The organism is Micromonospora sp. CPCC 205739, from assembly GCF_036906795.1.
Lineage (GTDB): Bacteria > Actinomycetota > Actinomycetes > Mycobacteriales > Micromonosporaceae > Micromonospora.
Genome location: NZ_JBAKHS010000019.1, coordinates 32,999 through 47,725, shown reverse-complemented (window position 1 = coordinate 47,725; position 14,727 = coordinate 32,999). Strand labels below are relative to the sequence as shown.

15 protein-coding genes are annotated in these 14,727 nt (G+C 72.1%); 8 read left to right on the top strand and 7 right to left on the bottom strand.

Translation table 11 applies throughout. The annotated features are described in order from the left end of the window. Positions 1-39 precede the first annotated feature (39 nt). Both V6U88_RS23590 and V6U88_RS23585 read right to left on the bottom strand, forming a co-directional pair. The gene (locus tag V6U88_RS23590; RefSeq protein WP_334456221.1) at positions 40-1,668 is read right to left on the bottom strand and encodes an isovaleryl-CoA dehydrogenase; all 1,629 of its coding nucleotides are present in this window, start codon (positions 1,666-1,668) and stop codon (positions 40-42) included. Continuing rightward, entirely contained in the window at positions 1,665-2,240 is a 576-nt protein-coding gene (locus V6U88_RS23585) for a TetR/AcrR family transcriptional regulator (protein ID WP_334456220.1), read from the bottom strand. The genes V6U88_RS23590 and V6U88_RS23585 overlap by 4 nt, the downstream gene beginning before the upstream one ends. Before the next feature lie 449 nt (positions 2,241-2,689). On the opposite strand from V6U88_RS23585, the gene V6U88_RS23580 reads away from it, so the two are divergent. Further along, positions 2,690-3,088: a hypothetical protein gene (locus tag V6U88_RS23580; RefSeq protein WP_334456219.1), complete on the top strand. Its 399-nt coding sequence runs from the start codon at positions 2,690-2,692 to the stop codon at positions 3,086-3,088. Between the two features lie 86 nt (positions 3,089-3,174). On the opposite strand, the gene V6U88_RS23575 is transcribed toward V6U88_RS23580, so the two are convergent. Further along, positions 3,175-3,630, bottom strand: a complete 456-nt coding sequence (locus tag V6U88_RS23575) for a YncE family protein (RefSeq protein WP_334456218.1) — start codon at positions 3,628-3,630, stop codon at positions 3,175-3,177. 59 nt (positions 3,631-3,689) lie between these two features. Between V6U88_RS23575 and V6U88_RS23570 the strand changes: the two genes are divergently transcribed. The 3 genes from V6U88_RS23570 to V6U88_RS23560 all read left to right on the top strand — a co-directional run bounded on the left by V6U88_RS23570 (position 3,690) and on the right by V6U88_RS23560 (position 5,647). Further along, positions 3,690-4,271, top strand: a complete 582-nt coding sequence (locus V6U88_RS23570; RefSeq protein WP_334456217.1) for an RNA polymerase sigma factor — start codon at positions 3,690-3,692, stop codon at positions 4,269-4,271. Continuing rightward, the gene (locus tag V6U88_RS23565; RefSeq protein WP_334456216.1) at positions 4,264-4,983 is read left to right on the top strand and encodes a hypothetical protein; all 720 of its coding nucleotides are present in this window, start codon (positions 4,264-4,266) and stop codon (positions 4,981-4,983) included. The genes V6U88_RS23570 and V6U88_RS23565 overlap by 8 nt, the downstream gene beginning before the upstream one ends. Before the next feature lie 157 nt (positions 4,984-5,140). Then, positions 5,141-5,647, top strand: coding sequence for a hypothetical protein (locus V6U88_RS23560; RefSeq protein ID WP_334456215.1), 507 nt, complete (start codon positions 5,141-5,143; stop codon positions 5,645-5,647). Positions 5,648-5,751: 104 nt separating this feature from the next. On the opposite strand, the gene V6U88_RS23555 is transcribed toward V6U88_RS23560, so the two are convergent. Continuing rightward, on the bottom strand, positions 5,752-6,171 hold the full coding sequence (locus V6U88_RS23555; protein WP_334456214.1) for an MmcQ/YjbR family DNA-binding protein: 420 nt from the start codon (positions 6,169-6,171) through the stop codon (positions 5,752-5,754). 139 nt (positions 6,172-6,310) lie between these two features. Between V6U88_RS23555 and V6U88_RS23550 the strand changes: the two genes are divergently transcribed. The 3 genes from V6U88_RS23550 (at position 6,311) to V6U88_RS23540 (ending at position 8,562) form a co-directional block, all read left to right on the top strand. Beyond that, positions 6,311-7,426: a WD40/YVTN/BNR-like repeat-containing protein gene (locus tag V6U88_RS23550; protein ID WP_334456213.1), complete on the top strand. Its 1,116-nt coding sequence runs from the start codon at positions 6,311-6,313 to the stop codon at positions 7,424-7,426. Further along, positions 7,423-7,725, top strand: coding sequence for a MoaD/ThiS family protein (locus tag V6U88_RS23545; RefSeq protein WP_334456212.1), 303 nt, complete (start codon positions 7,423-7,425; stop codon positions 7,723-7,725). Before V6U88_RS23550 ends, V6U88_RS23545 begins: the two co-directional genes overlap by 4 nt. Before the next feature lie 90 nt (positions 7,726-7,815). Beyond that, positions 7,816-8,562 (top strand): hypothetical protein, encoded by a 747-nt coding sequence (locus tag V6U88_RS23540; protein ID WP_334456211.1) that lies wholly within the window; start codon positions 7,816-7,818, stop codon positions 8,560-8,562. A gap of 8 nt (positions 8,563-8,570) precedes the next feature. Here V6U88_RS23540 and V6U88_RS23535 read toward each other — a convergent pair whose 3' ends face one another. Further along, a complete protein-coding gene (locus tag V6U88_RS23535) occupies positions 8,571-9,500 on the bottom strand; it encodes a diacylglycerol/lipid kinase family protein (protein WP_334456210.1) in 930 nt (309 codons plus the stop codon). Positions 9,501-9,577: 77 nt separating this feature from the next. Next, on the bottom strand, positions 9,578-11,917 hold the full coding sequence (locus V6U88_RS23530) for a transglycosylase domain-containing protein (protein ID WP_334456209.1): 2,340 nt from the start codon (positions 11,915-11,917) through the stop codon (positions 9,578-9,580). 154 nt (positions 11,918-12,071) lie between these two features. On the opposite strand from V6U88_RS23530, the gene V6U88_RS23525 reads away from it, so the two are divergent. Beyond that, positions 12,072-13,904, top strand: a complete 1,833-nt coding sequence (locus V6U88_RS23525) for an AMP-dependent synthetase/ligase (protein ID WP_442934680.1) — start codon at positions 12,072-12,074, stop codon at positions 13,902-13,904. Between the two features lie 44 nt (positions 13,905-13,948). Here V6U88_RS23525 and V6U88_RS23520 read toward each other — a convergent pair whose 3' ends face one another. Continuing rightward, a complete protein-coding gene (locus tag V6U88_RS23520; protein ID WP_334456208.1) occupies positions 13,949-14,716 on the bottom strand; it encodes an SIR2 family NAD-dependent protein deacylase in 768 nt (255 codons plus the stop codon). Positions 14,717-14,727: the final 11 nt, after the last annotated feature.

The following is a 14,727-nucleotide window of genomic DNA, read 5'->3' as shown; positions in this document are numbered from 1 at the left end:
CACCGGTCTGGACGGTGCCGGCCACCGGCGCACTTCCGGTCAGCTCACCTTCGGGGTGGCGCGGGAGATGATCGCGGCGAAGTCGACGCCGGTCGGCAGGGTGCCGTACGCCTGGCCGTGATCGCCGCCGAGCCGGGACGCGCAGAAGGCGTCGGCGACGGCGGGGTGACCGTGCCGCACCAGCAGCGAGCCCTGCAGCACCAGGGCGAGCCGCTCGACGACGCGCCGGGCCCGCAGTTCGAGGTCGTCGCGGCAGGACAGGTCGGCCTGCACCTGGCGGACTGCGGCGTCGAGCCGTGCGTCGGTGCCGGCCGCGGCGCTCACCTCGGCCTGGAACGCCTCCATGACCTGCTGTTCCTTGACGAGAGCGCGCAGTACGTCCAGTGCGGCGACGTTGCCGGAGCCCTCCCAGATCGAGTTCAGCGGCGACTCGCGGAACAGCCGCGGCATGCCCGACTCCTCGACGTAGCCGTTGCCGCCCAGGCACTCGAGGGCCTCGGCGGCGTGTGCCGGCCAGCGCTTGCAGACCCAGTACTTGCCGACCGCGAGGGCGAGCCGCTTGAACGCGGTCTCGCCGGCGTCGCCGCGCGCGGATCGGTCGGTCGCTCCGGCGAGGCGCATCATGAGAATGGTGGCGGCCTCGGACTCGACCGCGAGGTCCGCCAGCACGTTGCGCATCAGCGGCTGGTCGACGAGGTACCGGCCGAAGGCCTGCCGGTGGGTGACGTGATGGGCGGCGGTGATCACCCCCTGGCGCATCCCGGCCGCCGCGCCGATGACGCAGTCGAGGCGGGTCAGATTGACCATGTCGATGATCGTGCGGACGCCACGCCCCTCGTCGCCGACGCGCCAGGCGACCGCGTGCTCGTATTCGACCTCGGACGAGGCGTTGGATCGGTTGCCGAGCTTGTCCTTCAGGCGCATCAGGCGCATCGGGTTGCGGGTGCCGTCGGGAAGGACGCGTGGGACCAGGAAGCAGGTGAGCCCGCCCGGCGCCTGGGCGAGGGTGAGGAAGACATCGCACATCGGTGCGGAGGTGAACCACTTGTGCCCGACGAGCCGGTAGGTGCCGTCCGGCGCCGGGCGGGCGGTGGTGGTGTTGGCGCGGACGTCTGAGCCGCCCTGCTTCTCCGTCATCGACATGCCCGCCAGCAGCCCTCGCTTCGTCAGCGGCGAGCGCAGCCCGAAGTCGTACGTCGTGGCGGTAAGCAGCCGCTCGTACTGCGCGGCCAGCTCCGGGTTGTGCCGCAGCGCCGGCACGGCCGCGTAGGTCATCGAGATCGGGCAGCCGTGGCCGGCGTCGGGGCGCCACGCGTAGAACTTGGCGGCCCGGGCCACGTGTGCGCCCGGTCGGTCGTCCGCCCACGGCGCGGCGTGCAGGCCGTGCGTGACCGCGGTGCGCATCAGCTCGTGCCAGGCGGGGTGGAACTCGACCTCGTCGATCCGATGGCCGTAGCGGTCGTGGGTGCGCAGGGTCGGCGGATGCTCGTTGGCCAGCCGCCCGTACTCGATGGCCTGCTCGCTGCCGCCCAGCCGGCCGAGCTCGTGCAGCTCGGCGGCGGCCCAGCCGGCGCCCTCCCGCTCGAGCCCGTCGAGCAGTGCCGGGTCGTCCGCTGCATCGTAGCCGGCCAGCGGTGGGACCTGGTTGAAGACCTCGTGCGTCGTCACGGCGATACTCCCAGCGCGCGGTGGATGAAGGCGATCAGGGCGGGGATGGTGTCCGGGCCGGCGACCCCGGCCGCCAGCGGACCGACCATGGCTTCGGCCAGGGCGCCGACCAGCGCGGTCGCGGTCAGGTCGGGGTTCTGTGGGGGCAGTTCACCGTTCGCCACACCGGCCGCGACGTGGCCGGCGATCAGTTCGGCGTACGCCCGACGGAAGACGAGCCGCTGGGCGTCGACCGCCGGATCGACCGGCTCGGCGAGCAGGGCGTACGCCAACCGCGGGGACTGCAGCGCGCGCCCGGCGAACGTCTGCACCACGGCGGACATCTGCTCGGCGGCGGTGGCCTCCAGCGCCGCGGCGCGCGCGACCGCGTCGACCTCACGCTGCGAGGCCGTGCGGAACACCTCGGCGAACAGGTCGGCCTTGGTCGGGAAGTGGCGGTAGACGCTGCCCGTCGCCAGGCCGGCCCGCTCGGCGACGGCGGCGACGGAGCAGCCGGCATACCCGTGCTCGGCCATGATTCCCAGGGCTGCGGCGATGATCCGTTCCCGGGAAGCGGTCAGCCGAGCCCTCACGCGGTCGGTGCTCCGGTAGGCCACGCAAGGATTGAACCAGCATTCAATCCTTGGCGGCAAGGTGTGTACGCCGCAGTGTCGTCGACTGCTACATCAAGTGACGGGTATGCATAGTCAGCCGTGAGTGCGGGTAAAAGGACGTCACGCATTGCAGCGTGTCAGGGGCGGCCTGCCCCGAGCGGTTTCCCGCGTCGATTCGTGCCGGTTGGTACCCCGGCCCTCGGCGATGCCGCTGAGCTGCCGCCTGACCCGTCGGCGGTGCGAGACGACCCCATCATCGCGTTTCAAGGAGGGCGGCCCACCATGTCGTTCCAGAATGGATCCGTTCGTCGATCGCAGGCGCCGGCCGGGCGGCTGCCCAGCCCCGGCGCCCGGAGCTGGCGGCCGTTCGCGCCGGCCGGTTCCCGCATGTGGCGCGGACGTGTCGTCCGCCGGGTCGGGTGATCGCCATGCCCGCTGTGTCCGTGCCCCGGCCGGCGCGCACCGGCCTGTCGGTGCCTCGCGGTTACGTGGAGTACCTGCAGGCCAGGCTGCTGGAGGCCGAAGCCAGCCTGACCGCGATGAGCGAGAAGTACGAGCGGACGAAGGCCCGCTTCGATCGCTGCTACGCCCGCCACGGCATCACCCCCGAGGAAGACATCGTCAACTACCTCAACGCGAAGGGGATGAACCCGGAGCTGAAGTTCTGGTACGCCAAGGTCGAGCACTTCCAGCGGGAGGTGACCGCCTACGGGGCGGCGCTGACCGGACTCGACGCGGCGCGCCGGATGCTCGGCGACGACGGTTACCGCGTCCCCGAGCACGGGCGTGCGCGCACCAACAGGCGTGCCTTGAACCGCGCCGGCTGACAACCGGCGAGGTCACCGCCGCCCGCGCCTCCGGCAGATGCGTGGATCCCGGCTCCTCGCACCGCGAGCCCACTACATCCTCACGGTCAGGCGGGTCCGGCCAGACCGCGCACGCCGGCGAAGCGGGGGACAGTGACGCGGCCCAGTGCGGTGCCCGTGCAGGGATCGTGCCAGCTCACGCCATCGTTCTGGCCCACGTAGAGGCGTCTGCCGTCGCGGCTCAGCACGAGGCCGCAAACGGGTTCGCCGACCCACCAGTCAGCCGCGCGGCCGGGGCCCGTGAGATCCATCGTCCGTACCAGCGTGCCGGCGCCGATGAAGAGGCGGTCGCTGTCGGCGGCGGCGTGTGCGGTCCCGACACCCCTGGGCTGCGTGTCTGTCCGGCGTACGCTCAGCTCCTCGGTGTCGATCTCGGCGATGGTGCCCGACGTGACGTCGGCGACGAAGAGCCGACCGCCGTCGGGGCTGATCGTCATGGCGTGGCCGATCGCGGCCGCCTCACCGAACGGATGTGGCAGGTCGATGCAGTACGCCCATCGCACCGCCACACCCGCCGAGGTTCCACCCCCGTCTCTGGAACCCATCCGGTGCGGGCGGTGTCATGAGGGTGATCCAACTGGAGGTTCCACTGGACGACGACGAGCTCGTCACCGGCGCTCGGGCAGGTGACCTGGGGGCGTACGACCTCCTGGTCGCCCGGCACACCGCGTCCGCCTACCGGACGGCGGTCCTGCTCGGCGCGGGTTCGGACGCGGAGGACGTCATCCAGGAGGCGTTCGTGAAGGCATACCGCAAGCTGTCCCGCTATCGGGGAGAGTCGTCCTTTCGCGCATGGCTTCTCGCGATCGTCGCCAACGAGACCCGCAACATGCACCGCTCACGCAGCCGGCGGGACGGACTCGTCCTGCGGGCCGCGGCGGCGAACCCGGAGTCGCAGATCGCCGAGGACGGCGCGGTGGGCGGCGTCCTCGCCGCCGAGCGCCGGGCCACGCTGGTGCGGGCCCTGCGGCTGCTGCCGGTGAAGGACCGTGAGGTGATCGTGTGCCGGTTCCTCCTCGACCTCAGCGAGGAGGAGACGGTGACGATGCTGGGCTGGCCTCGAGGCACGGTGAAGTCGCGGACGTCCCGAGCGCTGGCGAAGCTCCGCGCCCTGCTCGACCGCGAGGAGGTGCGCCATGGATGAACTCGAACGGGAGTTGCGTGGCCTCACCGAGTGGCTGGACACACCCGCCGCGCCCGACGTGGCCGACCGCGTACGCGCCCGACTGGCCGCGCCCGCGCGAAGGCGCCGCCGGTGGCGCTACTACCTCGCCGTGGCGCTCGTCGCCCTGCTCGTCGCGGTGCTGCCGCCGGGGCGGGCCGCTCTCGCCGACGCCGTGGCGGGGCTGCTGCGCTTCTCCGGAATCATCATCGGCACGTCGTCGGCGCCGATCTCGCCCACCGGCAGTCCGTCGCCGCTGCCGTCGCAGCGGCCCGCCTCCCTCCACGAGGCGCAGGGGAAGCTCCGCTTCCCGATCCGCCCGCCGACGAAGCTGGGTCCGCCCGAGCAGGTGCTGGTCGCCGACGTCGACGGCACCGGCTCCTACCGGGTGGTCACCCTGCTCTACCGCGGGGGCGCGTTGCGCGTCGATGCCTTCGACGGTCGCCTCGACCCGGTCTTCCAGAAGCAGGCCGCCGGGCCAGGAGTGGAATGGGTCCAGCTCGACGCTGGCTTCGCGGTCTGGATCGGCGGCCCACACGCGCTGGCCTACGTGGATCGTGCGGGCACTGTCCGTGTGGAGAGCGCGCGGCTCGCCGCCTCGACCCTGATCTGGGAGGAGGCCGGCGTGAGCTACCGGCTCGAAGGCGACCTGACCAAGGGCGAGGCGATCGAGATCGCCAACTCACTGGATTGAGCGAGGGACGGCGGTCGCTGTCGTGGTGACGGTCGAGCCGGCAGATCGGGTGGGGAACCCCGAGGGCCCGAGCGGTGTCCTGAATGGTGGGAGGCACGAACGGGGCCAGCGGGTACGACGTTTGTCCGGAGGGTGCGAGATGGGTTCATGGGGCAGGGTGTTGCTGGGGTCGGCGGTCCTGCTGGCGGCATGCACGACCACGGGGCGGTCAGCCACGCCGGTCGGCGCTCCGGCCACCACGGCCCCGGCGAATCCTCCGGCGAGCGCCGCGTCGGGCTGCGGCTCACGGGTCGAGACGGGTGTCCTGCCGGACTGGGCGGACGCCGGGTTCAGTGGGGAGGCCCGGATCCCGCACGTCGTCGGCGCGAAGGGCGAGATCGTCGCGGTGCTGTTCGGGCACCCGCTGGCGCTGGGCCGGGGCGAGGGGCCCACCAACAAGATCCTCTGGGTCGCCGCGCCTGCGGCGACGTCGTCCGACCCGGCGTCTGCTGCCACCCTGGCGATCACCGCGACGCTGGACGGAACCGACACGCGGGTGACCCGGGAGGTCGCCGGCGGTCCCGGCCCGTCGATCATCGACCTGCCGCGGGCCGGTTGCTGGCACCTCGAACTCCGCTGGTCGGGACGCGCCGACACCATGGACCTCGTCTACGCCGAAGGCTAGCGTGAGGCCCAGCATCGTTGTCGACGGCGTGGCGTGACGCGGTGAGCCTACGGCGGTGATCGATGATGCCGGCGACTCGTGGGCGTCGGACGCCCGCAGTTCGGCTACTCGAGATCGATCGGCCGGTCGACCAGGGCGGCCAGCCGCTTCGGCGCCAGGACGCAGTAGCTTTCCGTGAGCAGTTCGGCGACCTCGTCCCAGTCGACCCGGTCGTCGAGCACCATGCCGACGACGTCGGCGCCCCAGCCCGGCTTGAAGAACGGGGGGCCGCCGGCGATCAGCCCGGCGATCTCGTCGCCGGGCGACCGGAACGTCAGCACGCAGATCGGCTGGTCGGTCGCGGCAGCTCGGGCGTAGGCCGCCTGGTGGTCGGGGTCGACCGTGAGCACGTGGGCGAACGTGCGTTTGCGGATCCGCCAGCGCGTGCCCACCCACGCCGGCTCCTCGTAGGTCTCCGGCAGCCCGCGGCAGACGGGCCGGAGCCGGTGGAGGATCTCGGGTGGGACGTCCCCAGGGCCAGTCATGTGCGCGACGCTAGCCCGCCCCTCCGACAGGCCGGAGACGTCGATTCGTCGTAGCCGGGGAGTACGACTGACGCCAGACCGACGATTTTCGGCTCGGTGGACGGTCTACCCAAGGAGACGCAGTGGGAAGGATGAGGACATGAGCGGTGTACGGGTGCTGGTGGGCACGCGCAAGGGCGCGTTCACGTTGACGTCGGACGGCAGGCGCGGCGACTGGACGGTCGACGGACCTCATTTCGGCGGCTGGGAGATCTACCACCTGAACGGGTCTCCGGTCGACCCGAACCGGCTCTACGCGTCCCAGTCCGGCGGCTGGTTCGGGCAGCTGATCCAGCGCTCCGACGACGGCGGCAGGACCTGGAACACGGTCGGCAACGACTTTGCCTACTCCGGTGAGGTCGGTGAGCACCTGTGGTACGACGGCACCCCGCGCCCGTGGGAGTTCAAGCGCATCTGGCACCTGGAGCCGTCCCGCGACGACCCCGACACCGTGTACGCCGGTGCGGAGGATGCCGCCCTCTACGTCTCCACCGACGGCGGTCTGAAGTGGAAGGAGCTCACCGCCCTCCGTACGCACCCGACCGGGCCGACATGGCAGCCCGGTGCCGGCGGCATGTGTCTGCACACGATCATCCTGGACCCGGCGAACAAGGACCGGATCTACGTCGCGATCTCGGCGGCGGGCGCGTTCCGCAGCGACGACGCCGGCGCCAGTTGGCTGCCGATCAACAAGGGTCTGCGTTCCGGGGAGATCCCCGACGAGGACGCCGAGGTCGGCCACTGCGTGCACCACATCACCCAGCACCCGACCCGGCCGGACACCCTGTTCATGCAGAAGCACTGGGACGTCATGCGCAGCGACGACGCAGGCGCGAACTGGCGCGAGGTCAGCGGAAACCTGCCGTCGGACTTCGGGTTCCCGATCGCGGTGCACGCGCACGAGCCGGAGACGATCTACGTCGTGCCGATCAAGAGCGACTCCGAGCACTTCCCGCCGGAGGGCAAGCTGCGCGTCTACCGCAGCCGCACCGGTGGCAACGACTGGGAGCCGTTGACCAGGGGACTGCCCCAGTCCGACTGCTATGTCAACGTGTACCGCGACGCGATGGCGGTCGACACGCTCGACCCGTGCGGGATCTACTTCGGCACCACCGGCGGTCAGGTCTACCACTCGGCGGACGGAGGCGGCAGCTGGTCGCCGATCGTCCGGGACCTGCCGGCCGTGCTCTCCGTGGAAGCCCAGGTGCTGCCGTGATCCGGGTCGTCCTCCCGGCCCACCTGAAGAACCTGGCTCACGTCACCGGCGAGGTGCGTCTCGAGGTCCCGGGTGCCGGCCGGGTCACCCAGCGCCTGGTGTTGGACACCCTCGAGGCGCGATACCCCATGCTGCTCGGCACCATCCGCGACCGCCACAGCGGCAAGCGCCGCGCGTTCGTCCGCTTCTACGCCTGCGAGGAGGACCTCTCCAACGACTCGCCGGACGCACCACTGCCGGAGCGGGTCATCGCCGGCGAGGAACCGTTCATCATCCTCGGCGCGATGGCCGGGGGTTAGCCCGGACACGGCGAGGGCGGGTTCGCGGAGATCCAACTGCCCGGGCCGGCTCGCCCGTTCCTCGCCGGTGGTTTCGGGTACCCGGGGCGGATGGCGGAGCTGCTCGAGGACGGCGACATCTACTTCCTCTACCGTCCCCGGATCGAGGAGGAGCACGTCGACTCCCTCGACGAGGTGCAGCGGCTGCTGGTGGTGATGCACCCGTGGCGGGGGCGGCATCTGCGGCTGCTGGTGGTGGGGCGTAAACGCCTGCCCGACATCGACGAGCACGACCGCTTCTGGGCCTTCGTCGACGCGGTGGTGGACCGGCCCGAGCAGCTGCACGAGGCCCTGCAGGCGCGCACGTACCGGACGAGGACCCGCGACCGGCGGAACCAGCCGCCGGCCCGGCCCGTGGCGGAGGGCGCGTACGTGATCGCCCGGCACGACGACCACACCCACCTCGCGTACGAACTCGAGCTTCCGCTGCGCCTCGGCGAGGCACAGCACGAGCTCAGCATCGAGCCGGAGCCGAGCTACGTCGTCACGGTGAAGAACCCGCAGGCGCCCTCCCCGCCCGGGGTCGGCCTCCGCGGATCCCGCAAGGTCACGCTGCCCGCGGCGCTGCAGGAGAAGTTCCACGGTCGCCGCTTCGCCCCGCTCGACCCGCCCGGCTTCCTCGATCACGCCGGGACTGAACTCGTGCTCATCGGCGCCGCCCACGACGCGTCCGAGGAACTGCACATCGACCTGGACGCGGAGGTCGAACGAGCGGAACGGAGCACCATCTTCGGGGATCTGCGGATCAGTCGCCGGGAGCGCCCGGTGGCTCCGCTCTTCTCCGGCGAGTGGGCCTGAGCCCGGCGTCAGCGGTCCAGGCTGTCCACCGGCGCCATCACCCGCAGTGCGTTCGGATCGACCGCGACCCGGATCGGCGTCGTCCCGCACAGCTCCCCGTCCACCTCGATCCGCGCCGGCCGGTCCGTCTCCAGCCACAGCTCGTCCACCGCGATGAAAGGCTCGTCGTGCAACGTCCGCCGATGCCCGGTAGCGGCGTTGCGGAGGGTGGCGCGGACCAGGTCCCGGCGGGTCGCCCCGCCGACCGGGTACGCGACCAGCAGCCGGTCGTCGGCGTCGGCGTCGGCGGCGATCGGCCGCCCGGCGTGGAAGCCGCCGTTGGCCACGTAGAGCTGGTGGGTGACGAACTCGTACTTCGTGTCGCCCGCGCGGACGGTGGCGCGCAGCGGCCGGTGCCCGCCCAGCAGCGCCAGGGCGGTCAGCGGGTACGCGAGCCGGCCGGAGACCCGCTTCAGGCGGGGCGGCGTGCGGAGCATGATGTCGGTGGAGAGGCCGACGCCGAGCTGGTTGGTGAACCGCCTCCCGCCGGCGATCCCGAGGTCGACGTCGATGACCTTGCCCTGGGTGAGCACCGCGACGGCGTCGTCCAGGTCCAGCGGGACGCTCAGGGTGCGGGCGAAGTTGTTGGTGGTGCCGAGCGGCAGCAGGCCGAGCGCGATGTCGCGGTGGGCGAGCAGCCGCGCGGCGGTGCTGAGCGTACCGTCGCCGCCGCCCACGACCAGGACGTCCGGTGCCAGGTCGGCCGCCGTGGCGACGCTCTTTTCGAGCTGCCCGGGCCGGTCGACCGGGTAGGTGCCGAGCAGGTCGAAGCCGGCGTCGATCAGCCGGGCCCGGGCAAGTTCGCACTGTTCCCGGCCCCGGCGGGAGCCGACGTTGATGACCAGCGCGGCCTTCCGGTCCCGCCGGATGGCTTCGGTCAGCTCCTGCTTCGTGCGCATAGAACCCCGACCCTATCCGTAGCCGCGCCGTCTCCCGCGCGCATCGACGGCTTCACCCTCCGCAAGCCCGGGGGCGGTCACCGGGGTGGCGGGGTGAGGGAGGGCTCCGCGCTCCGCGACGGCTTCGGGGTCCGCGACGGACTGGGCTTGGGGGAGCGGGTCGGCGTCGGTGTCGGCGTCGCCTGCCGGGTCGGGCTGGCGGTGACGGTCGGCCGGGTCACGGTCGGCGTCGGCTGGGCCGTGGTCGGCTTCGGCGTCGCCGCGGCGGTGGGCGGCGGCGGTTCCTCCTGCGGGAACGTCGGCTCCTGGAACCGGTACTTGTCCGGGTCGAGCTTGAGTGCGGCCGTGGCCTGCTCCATGAACTGCCGCCAGATCGGCCCCGGGCCGGTGGATCCGTAGACCTCGTAGCTGCCGTCGGAGGTCTTCAGCGGCTTGCCGTCGACGGTGCCGAGCCAGACCGCGGCGGCCAGCGCGCCGGTGTAGCCGACCATCCAGGTGTGCACGTTCTGGGTGGTGCTCTGCCCGGCCTGCCAGGTGCCGGTCTTGCCGGCGGAGTCCCAGCCGTTGTCCAGCTTGGCCGCCTTCACCCGGCTCAGCGTCCAGTTGAGCTGGTTGACCGCCTCCTGGTCGAGCCCGATGTCGGTCTGCACCAGCTGTTCGTCGAGGACCTTCTCGTCGCCCTTGGTGACCGAGCGGACGAAGTGCGCGTCGGCCCGCTTCCCGCCGGCCGCGAAGGTCGCCATCCCGTTGGCGTGGTCCTGCACGGTGATGCCGTACTGGCCGATGCCCACCTCGGTGGAGAAGTGCCGCGCCAGCTCCTGGCCGGAGTGTCCGCGCAGCTCGATCCGCTTCGGCTGCGGGTTGCCCTTCTCGTTGGCCCACATCGAGTCGACCCCGGCCCGGGTGGCCAGGTCGATCACCTTGGCCGTGCCGAGCTGCTCGGTGAGCGCGAAGTAGGTGACGTTGAGCGACGCGACGGTGGCCTCCCACAGCGCGCAGTCCGGCTGGCAGGGTGCCCGTTCGGCGTTGCGGATCGGCCCGGCGGGGCTGCCCTTCGTCCGGCCGGAAGCGGGGAACTCCTTGGTCTCGGGGGAGTGGAACCGCTGCTTCACCGAGATCTTCTCCTGGACCGCCGTGGCCAGGTCGTACACCTTGAACGACGACCCCGGCGGGTGCTGGCCGAAGCCGCGCGCGGTGCCGGTCTCGTCGTAGTACCACCCCGCGTAGTCGGCGCCGGCGCCGTCGCTGCCGCCGTGGTAACCGAGCACCCGGCCGGTGCCCGGTTCCACCGCCACCAGCGCGGCCTGCCAGTTCTTCGGCTGCCCCCGCACCGCCTCCGGCGCGGTGTCGCGCCGGATGTCGGCGGCCGCCTCGGCGGCGTCCTGGACCCGCTTGTCGATCGTGGTGACGATCTTGAAACCACCGTTGCGGATGTAGTCGGCGGGCTTGCCCTTGAACGGTTCGGTCTGCCGCAGCTCGCTGAGCACGTGGTTGACCACCAGGCCGGTCGGCCGGTCGAGGCCGGACCGGCCGGCGGCCGGGTCGATCGGCTTCACCGAGTCCGGGTACGCCAGGTTGGCCGCCTCGTCCGCCGACAGGTAGCCCAGCTCCACCATGCCGTCGCGGATGTAGTTCCACCGGTCGATCGAGTTCTGCCGGGCCAGCGGGCTGCGCGCCGGATCGTAGCCGGGCTGGCCCTCGGGGTCGTCCGGGTCGGCCTCCGGCTGCTTCACCATGGCACAGAGCACCATCGCCTCCGCCGTGGTCAGCTGTTTCGCCGCCGGCGCGTCGCGGCGTACCGACTTGCCGAAGTACGCCTGGGCGGCCGCCTCGATGCCGTAGGAGCCCCGCCCGAACGGCACGGTGTTCAGGTAGAAGCCGAGGATCTCCTCCTTGCTGTACTTGTCGTCGAGCTTCCAGGCGATGACCGCCTCGCGCAGTTTGCGGGAGTAGGAGACGCCCTTGAGGTCGGCGGCCACCCGGGCGTACTGCTGGGTGATCGTGGAGGCACCCTGGCGCTGGCCGCCGGTGACGTTCGACCAAGCGGCGCGCAGCACGCCGGTGAAGTCGATGCCCTCGTTGCTCCAGAACGTGCGGTCCTCGGTCGCCACGATCGCCTGCTTGGCGGCGTCGTTCATCTCCTCGTACGGCACGATCGTCCGGTTCTCCGCGCCCAGCTTCGCCATCGGGGTGCGACCGTCGGAGAAGTAGACCGTGGTCGACTCCGGCAGCTCCAGGTCGGTGGGCGTGGGCACGCTGTCGACGTAGTACGTCCCGGCGGTGAGCCCGGTGCCGGCGAGCAGCGCCAGCACGGCCAGGACGATCAGGACGCGCCGGCGCCGCCGCTTCGGGGCCGCCGGGGTGGCTGCCGGCCGGGGTACGGCGGCAGCGTTGTCGTTGTAACCGGTGGGAGACACCCGTACCCGGTACCCTGCGGCCGGTCCGCCGAATCTTGAGCGTCGCCCGGTCCGCTGCCGCGAGTTCTCCCGTTCCGGGCCGCGTGAGCCGCTGGTCTGGTCATGATGACCAGGTGCCCCGCTGGGCGGCGGTGCGGCGAGCGGAGGAGCGGTCGTGCAGGACGTGACGGTCGAGGCGGCGCATACCGGCACGCCGGTGCCGGGCCTGGCCGAGATGGTCTGGGACAACGCGCGAGAGTCCCCTGACCTGGTGCAGTTCGTCCGTCCGGAGCCGGCCCCCCGGTCGTGGCCGGCTCCCCGGTCGGTGCACGGCGGAGCGCTGCCGGTGACCTGCGAGCAGTTCCGCGACGACGTGCTCACCCTCGCGCGGGGGTTCATCGCCGCCGGCATCGGGCACGGCGACCGGGTGGCGTTGGTGAGCCGCACCCGCTACGAGTGGACCCTCGTCGACTACGCGCTCTGGTCGATCGGCGCGGTCACGGTCCCCGCCTACGAGACCTCCAGCGCCGAGCAGTTGGGGTGGATGCTGGCGGACGCGGACGCGGTGGGATGCGTGGTGGAGACCGCCGAACACGACGCGATGCTCGCCGGCCTGCGCGGCGACCTACCGGCGCTGCGCCAGACCTGGCAGATCGACGCCGGGGGTCTGATCGCCCTGGCGGGGCAGGGCCGCACCGTCGACGACGGCCAGGTCGAGGCGCGGCGGCGGGCCGTGTCGGGCGACGACATCGCCACGATCGTGTACACCAGCGGCACCACGGGCCGGCCGAAGGGCTGCACGCTGACCCACCGCAACATCCAGATCGACGTGCGCAGCGCGACCGGGGTGCTGACGGAGCTGTTGCACCCGGGCGCGTCGACGCTGCTGTTCCTGCCGCTGGCGCACGCGTTCGCCCGACTGATCCAGGTGGGTGTGGTGCACACCCGCACGACGATGGTGCACAACGCCGACGTCGCCGGCGTGTTGCGGCAGCTGCGGAAGTACCGCCCGACCTTCATCCTCGCGGTGCCGCGGGTGTTGGAGAAGATGTACGCCCGGGCCCGGCAGCGCGCCGACGACCGGCACCTCGGGCGGGCGTTCGCCATCGCGGACGCCGTCGCCGTGCGGTACAGCCGGGCCATGGACACCCCGCGCGGCCCGGGAGTGCTGCTGCGGCTGGCGCGCGCCGGGTGCGACCTGCTGGTGTACCGGACGCTGCGCGCCGCCCTCGGCGGGCGGTGCCGGTTGGCGATCGTCGGCGGCGCGCCGCTGGAGCACCGGCTGGGGCACTTCTTCCGCGGCGCCGGCATCACCGCCCTGGAGGGGTACGGGCTGACCGAGACGTCCCCGGCGGTGACCGCGAACCTGCCCTCGGCGATGCGCATCGGCACCGTCGGCCGTCCGCTGCCGGGCGCCCAGGTCCGCATCGCCGACGACGGCGAGATCCACGTCCGCGGGGAGATGGTGTTCCCCGGCTACTGGAACAACCCCGACGCCACCCGGGCGACCTTCACCGACGACGGCTGGCTGCGCACCGGTGACCTGGGCAGCCTCGACGACGACGGCTACCTGCGCATCACCGGCCGCGCCAAGGAGATCATCGTGACGGCGGCGGGGAAGAACATCGCCCCCGCGCCGACCGAGGAGCAGATCCGCGCGCACGGGCTGGTGAGCCAGTGCATGCTCGTCGGCGACGACCGCCCCTACGTGGCCGCGCTGGTCACCATCGACCCCCACGCGTGGCAGCGGTGGCGGGTCGGCCACGGCCACCCGGACGCGGAGGTGGCGGAGCTACGCGACGACGCCGAGCTGCGCGCGGAGATCCAGACCGCGGTCGACCACGCGAACCGGACGGTGTCCAAGGCCGAGCAGGTCAAGACGTTCCGCATCCTGCCGCGGGACTTCACCGAGGCCGACGGAGAACTCACCCCCACCCTGAAGATCAAACGCGAGGCGGTCCTGGCCCGCTACGCCGCCGACGTCGAGGCCCTCTACCGCGGCCACTGACCGGCCGGTGTGCCTGTCGCCACCACCGGCCGGCTACGGTGACTTCAACGCACGGCGGAGGCGGCCCGCGTGGCGAGCGCCGCGCAGATCCGGGGCAGTGCCGTGCCGATCGGTTCGCGGATCACCTCGACGGCGAGGTCGTCGTACGGGGTCGGGTCGCGGTTGACGATCACCAGGCGGTTGCCCGCGTTCACCGCCACCGCGCAGAGCGAGGCAACCGGCTCGACCTGCAGCGAAGTGCCGACCGCCAGCATGAGTTGGCTGTGCGCGGCGATCCGCTCGGCGTGGCTGACCGTGTCCGCGTCCAGGTGCTGCCCGAAGAGCACCACGGCCAGCTGGAGGATGCCGCCGCAGTCGAGGCACCGGGGGTCCGCGTCGCCGGCCGCCACCCGGGCCAGGGTCGCGTCGCTGGGGGTACGCGCGCCGCAACCGGTGCAGCGCACCTCGTGCATGGTGCCGTGCATTTCCAGCACCTTGCGCGGGCTGGACCCGGCCTTCTGGTGCAGCCCGTCGACGTTCTGGGTGAGGATGCGGACCGCCACCCCGGCCCGCTCCAGCTCGGCGAGCGCCCGGTGCGCCGCGTTGGGCTCGGCCCGCCACGCGGCGTGGCCGAGGTAGGTGCGCCAGAACCTCGTCCGCACCGCCGGGTCGGACCGGAACGAGTCGCGGGTGAACGCCTCGACCAGGGCCGGGTCGCGGGTCCACACCCCGGACGGGCCCCGGTAGTCGGGGATGCCGGAGTCGGTCGAGATGCCCGCGCCGGTGAGGACGGCCACCCGGGTCACGCCGTCCGCCCAGCTCATGTCGTTCATGACCGCCGATG

Excerpts from the sequence above, each read along its gene's own strand:
- V6U88_RS23555 (WP_334456214.1), bottom strand. The coding sequence starts at position 6,171 with ATGACTGGCCCTGGGGACGTCCCACCCGAGATCCTCCACCGGCTCCGG.
- V6U88_RS23535 (WP_334456210.1), bottom strand. The coding sequence starts at position 9,500 with ATGCGCACGAAGCAGGAGCTGACCGAAGCCATCCGGCGGGACCGGAAG.
- V6U88_RS23520 (WP_334456208.1), bottom strand. The coding sequence starts at position 14,716 with ATGAACGACATGAGCTGGGCGGACGGCGTGACCCGGGTGGCCGTCCTC.
- V6U88_RS23570 (WP_334456217.1), top strand. The coding sequence starts at position 3,690 with ATGAGGGTGATCCAACTGGAGGTTCCACTGGACGACGACGAGCTCGTC.
- V6U88_RS23550 (WP_334456213.1), top strand. The coding sequence starts at position 6,311 with ATGAGCGGTGTACGGGTGCTGGTGGGCACGCGCAAGGGCGCGTTCACG.
- V6U88_RS23580 (WP_334456219.1), top strand. The coding sequence starts at position 2,690 with ATGCCCGCTGTGTCCGTGCCCCGGCCGGCGCGCACCGGCCTGTCGGTG.
- V6U88_RS23565 (WP_334456216.1), top strand. The coding sequence starts at position 4,264 with ATGGATGAACTCGAACGGGAGTTGCGTGGCCTCACCGAGTGGCTGGAC.
- V6U88_RS23540 (WP_334456211.1), top strand. The coding sequence starts at position 7,816 with ATGGCGGAGCTGCTCGAGGACGGCGACATCTACTTCCTCTACCGTCCC.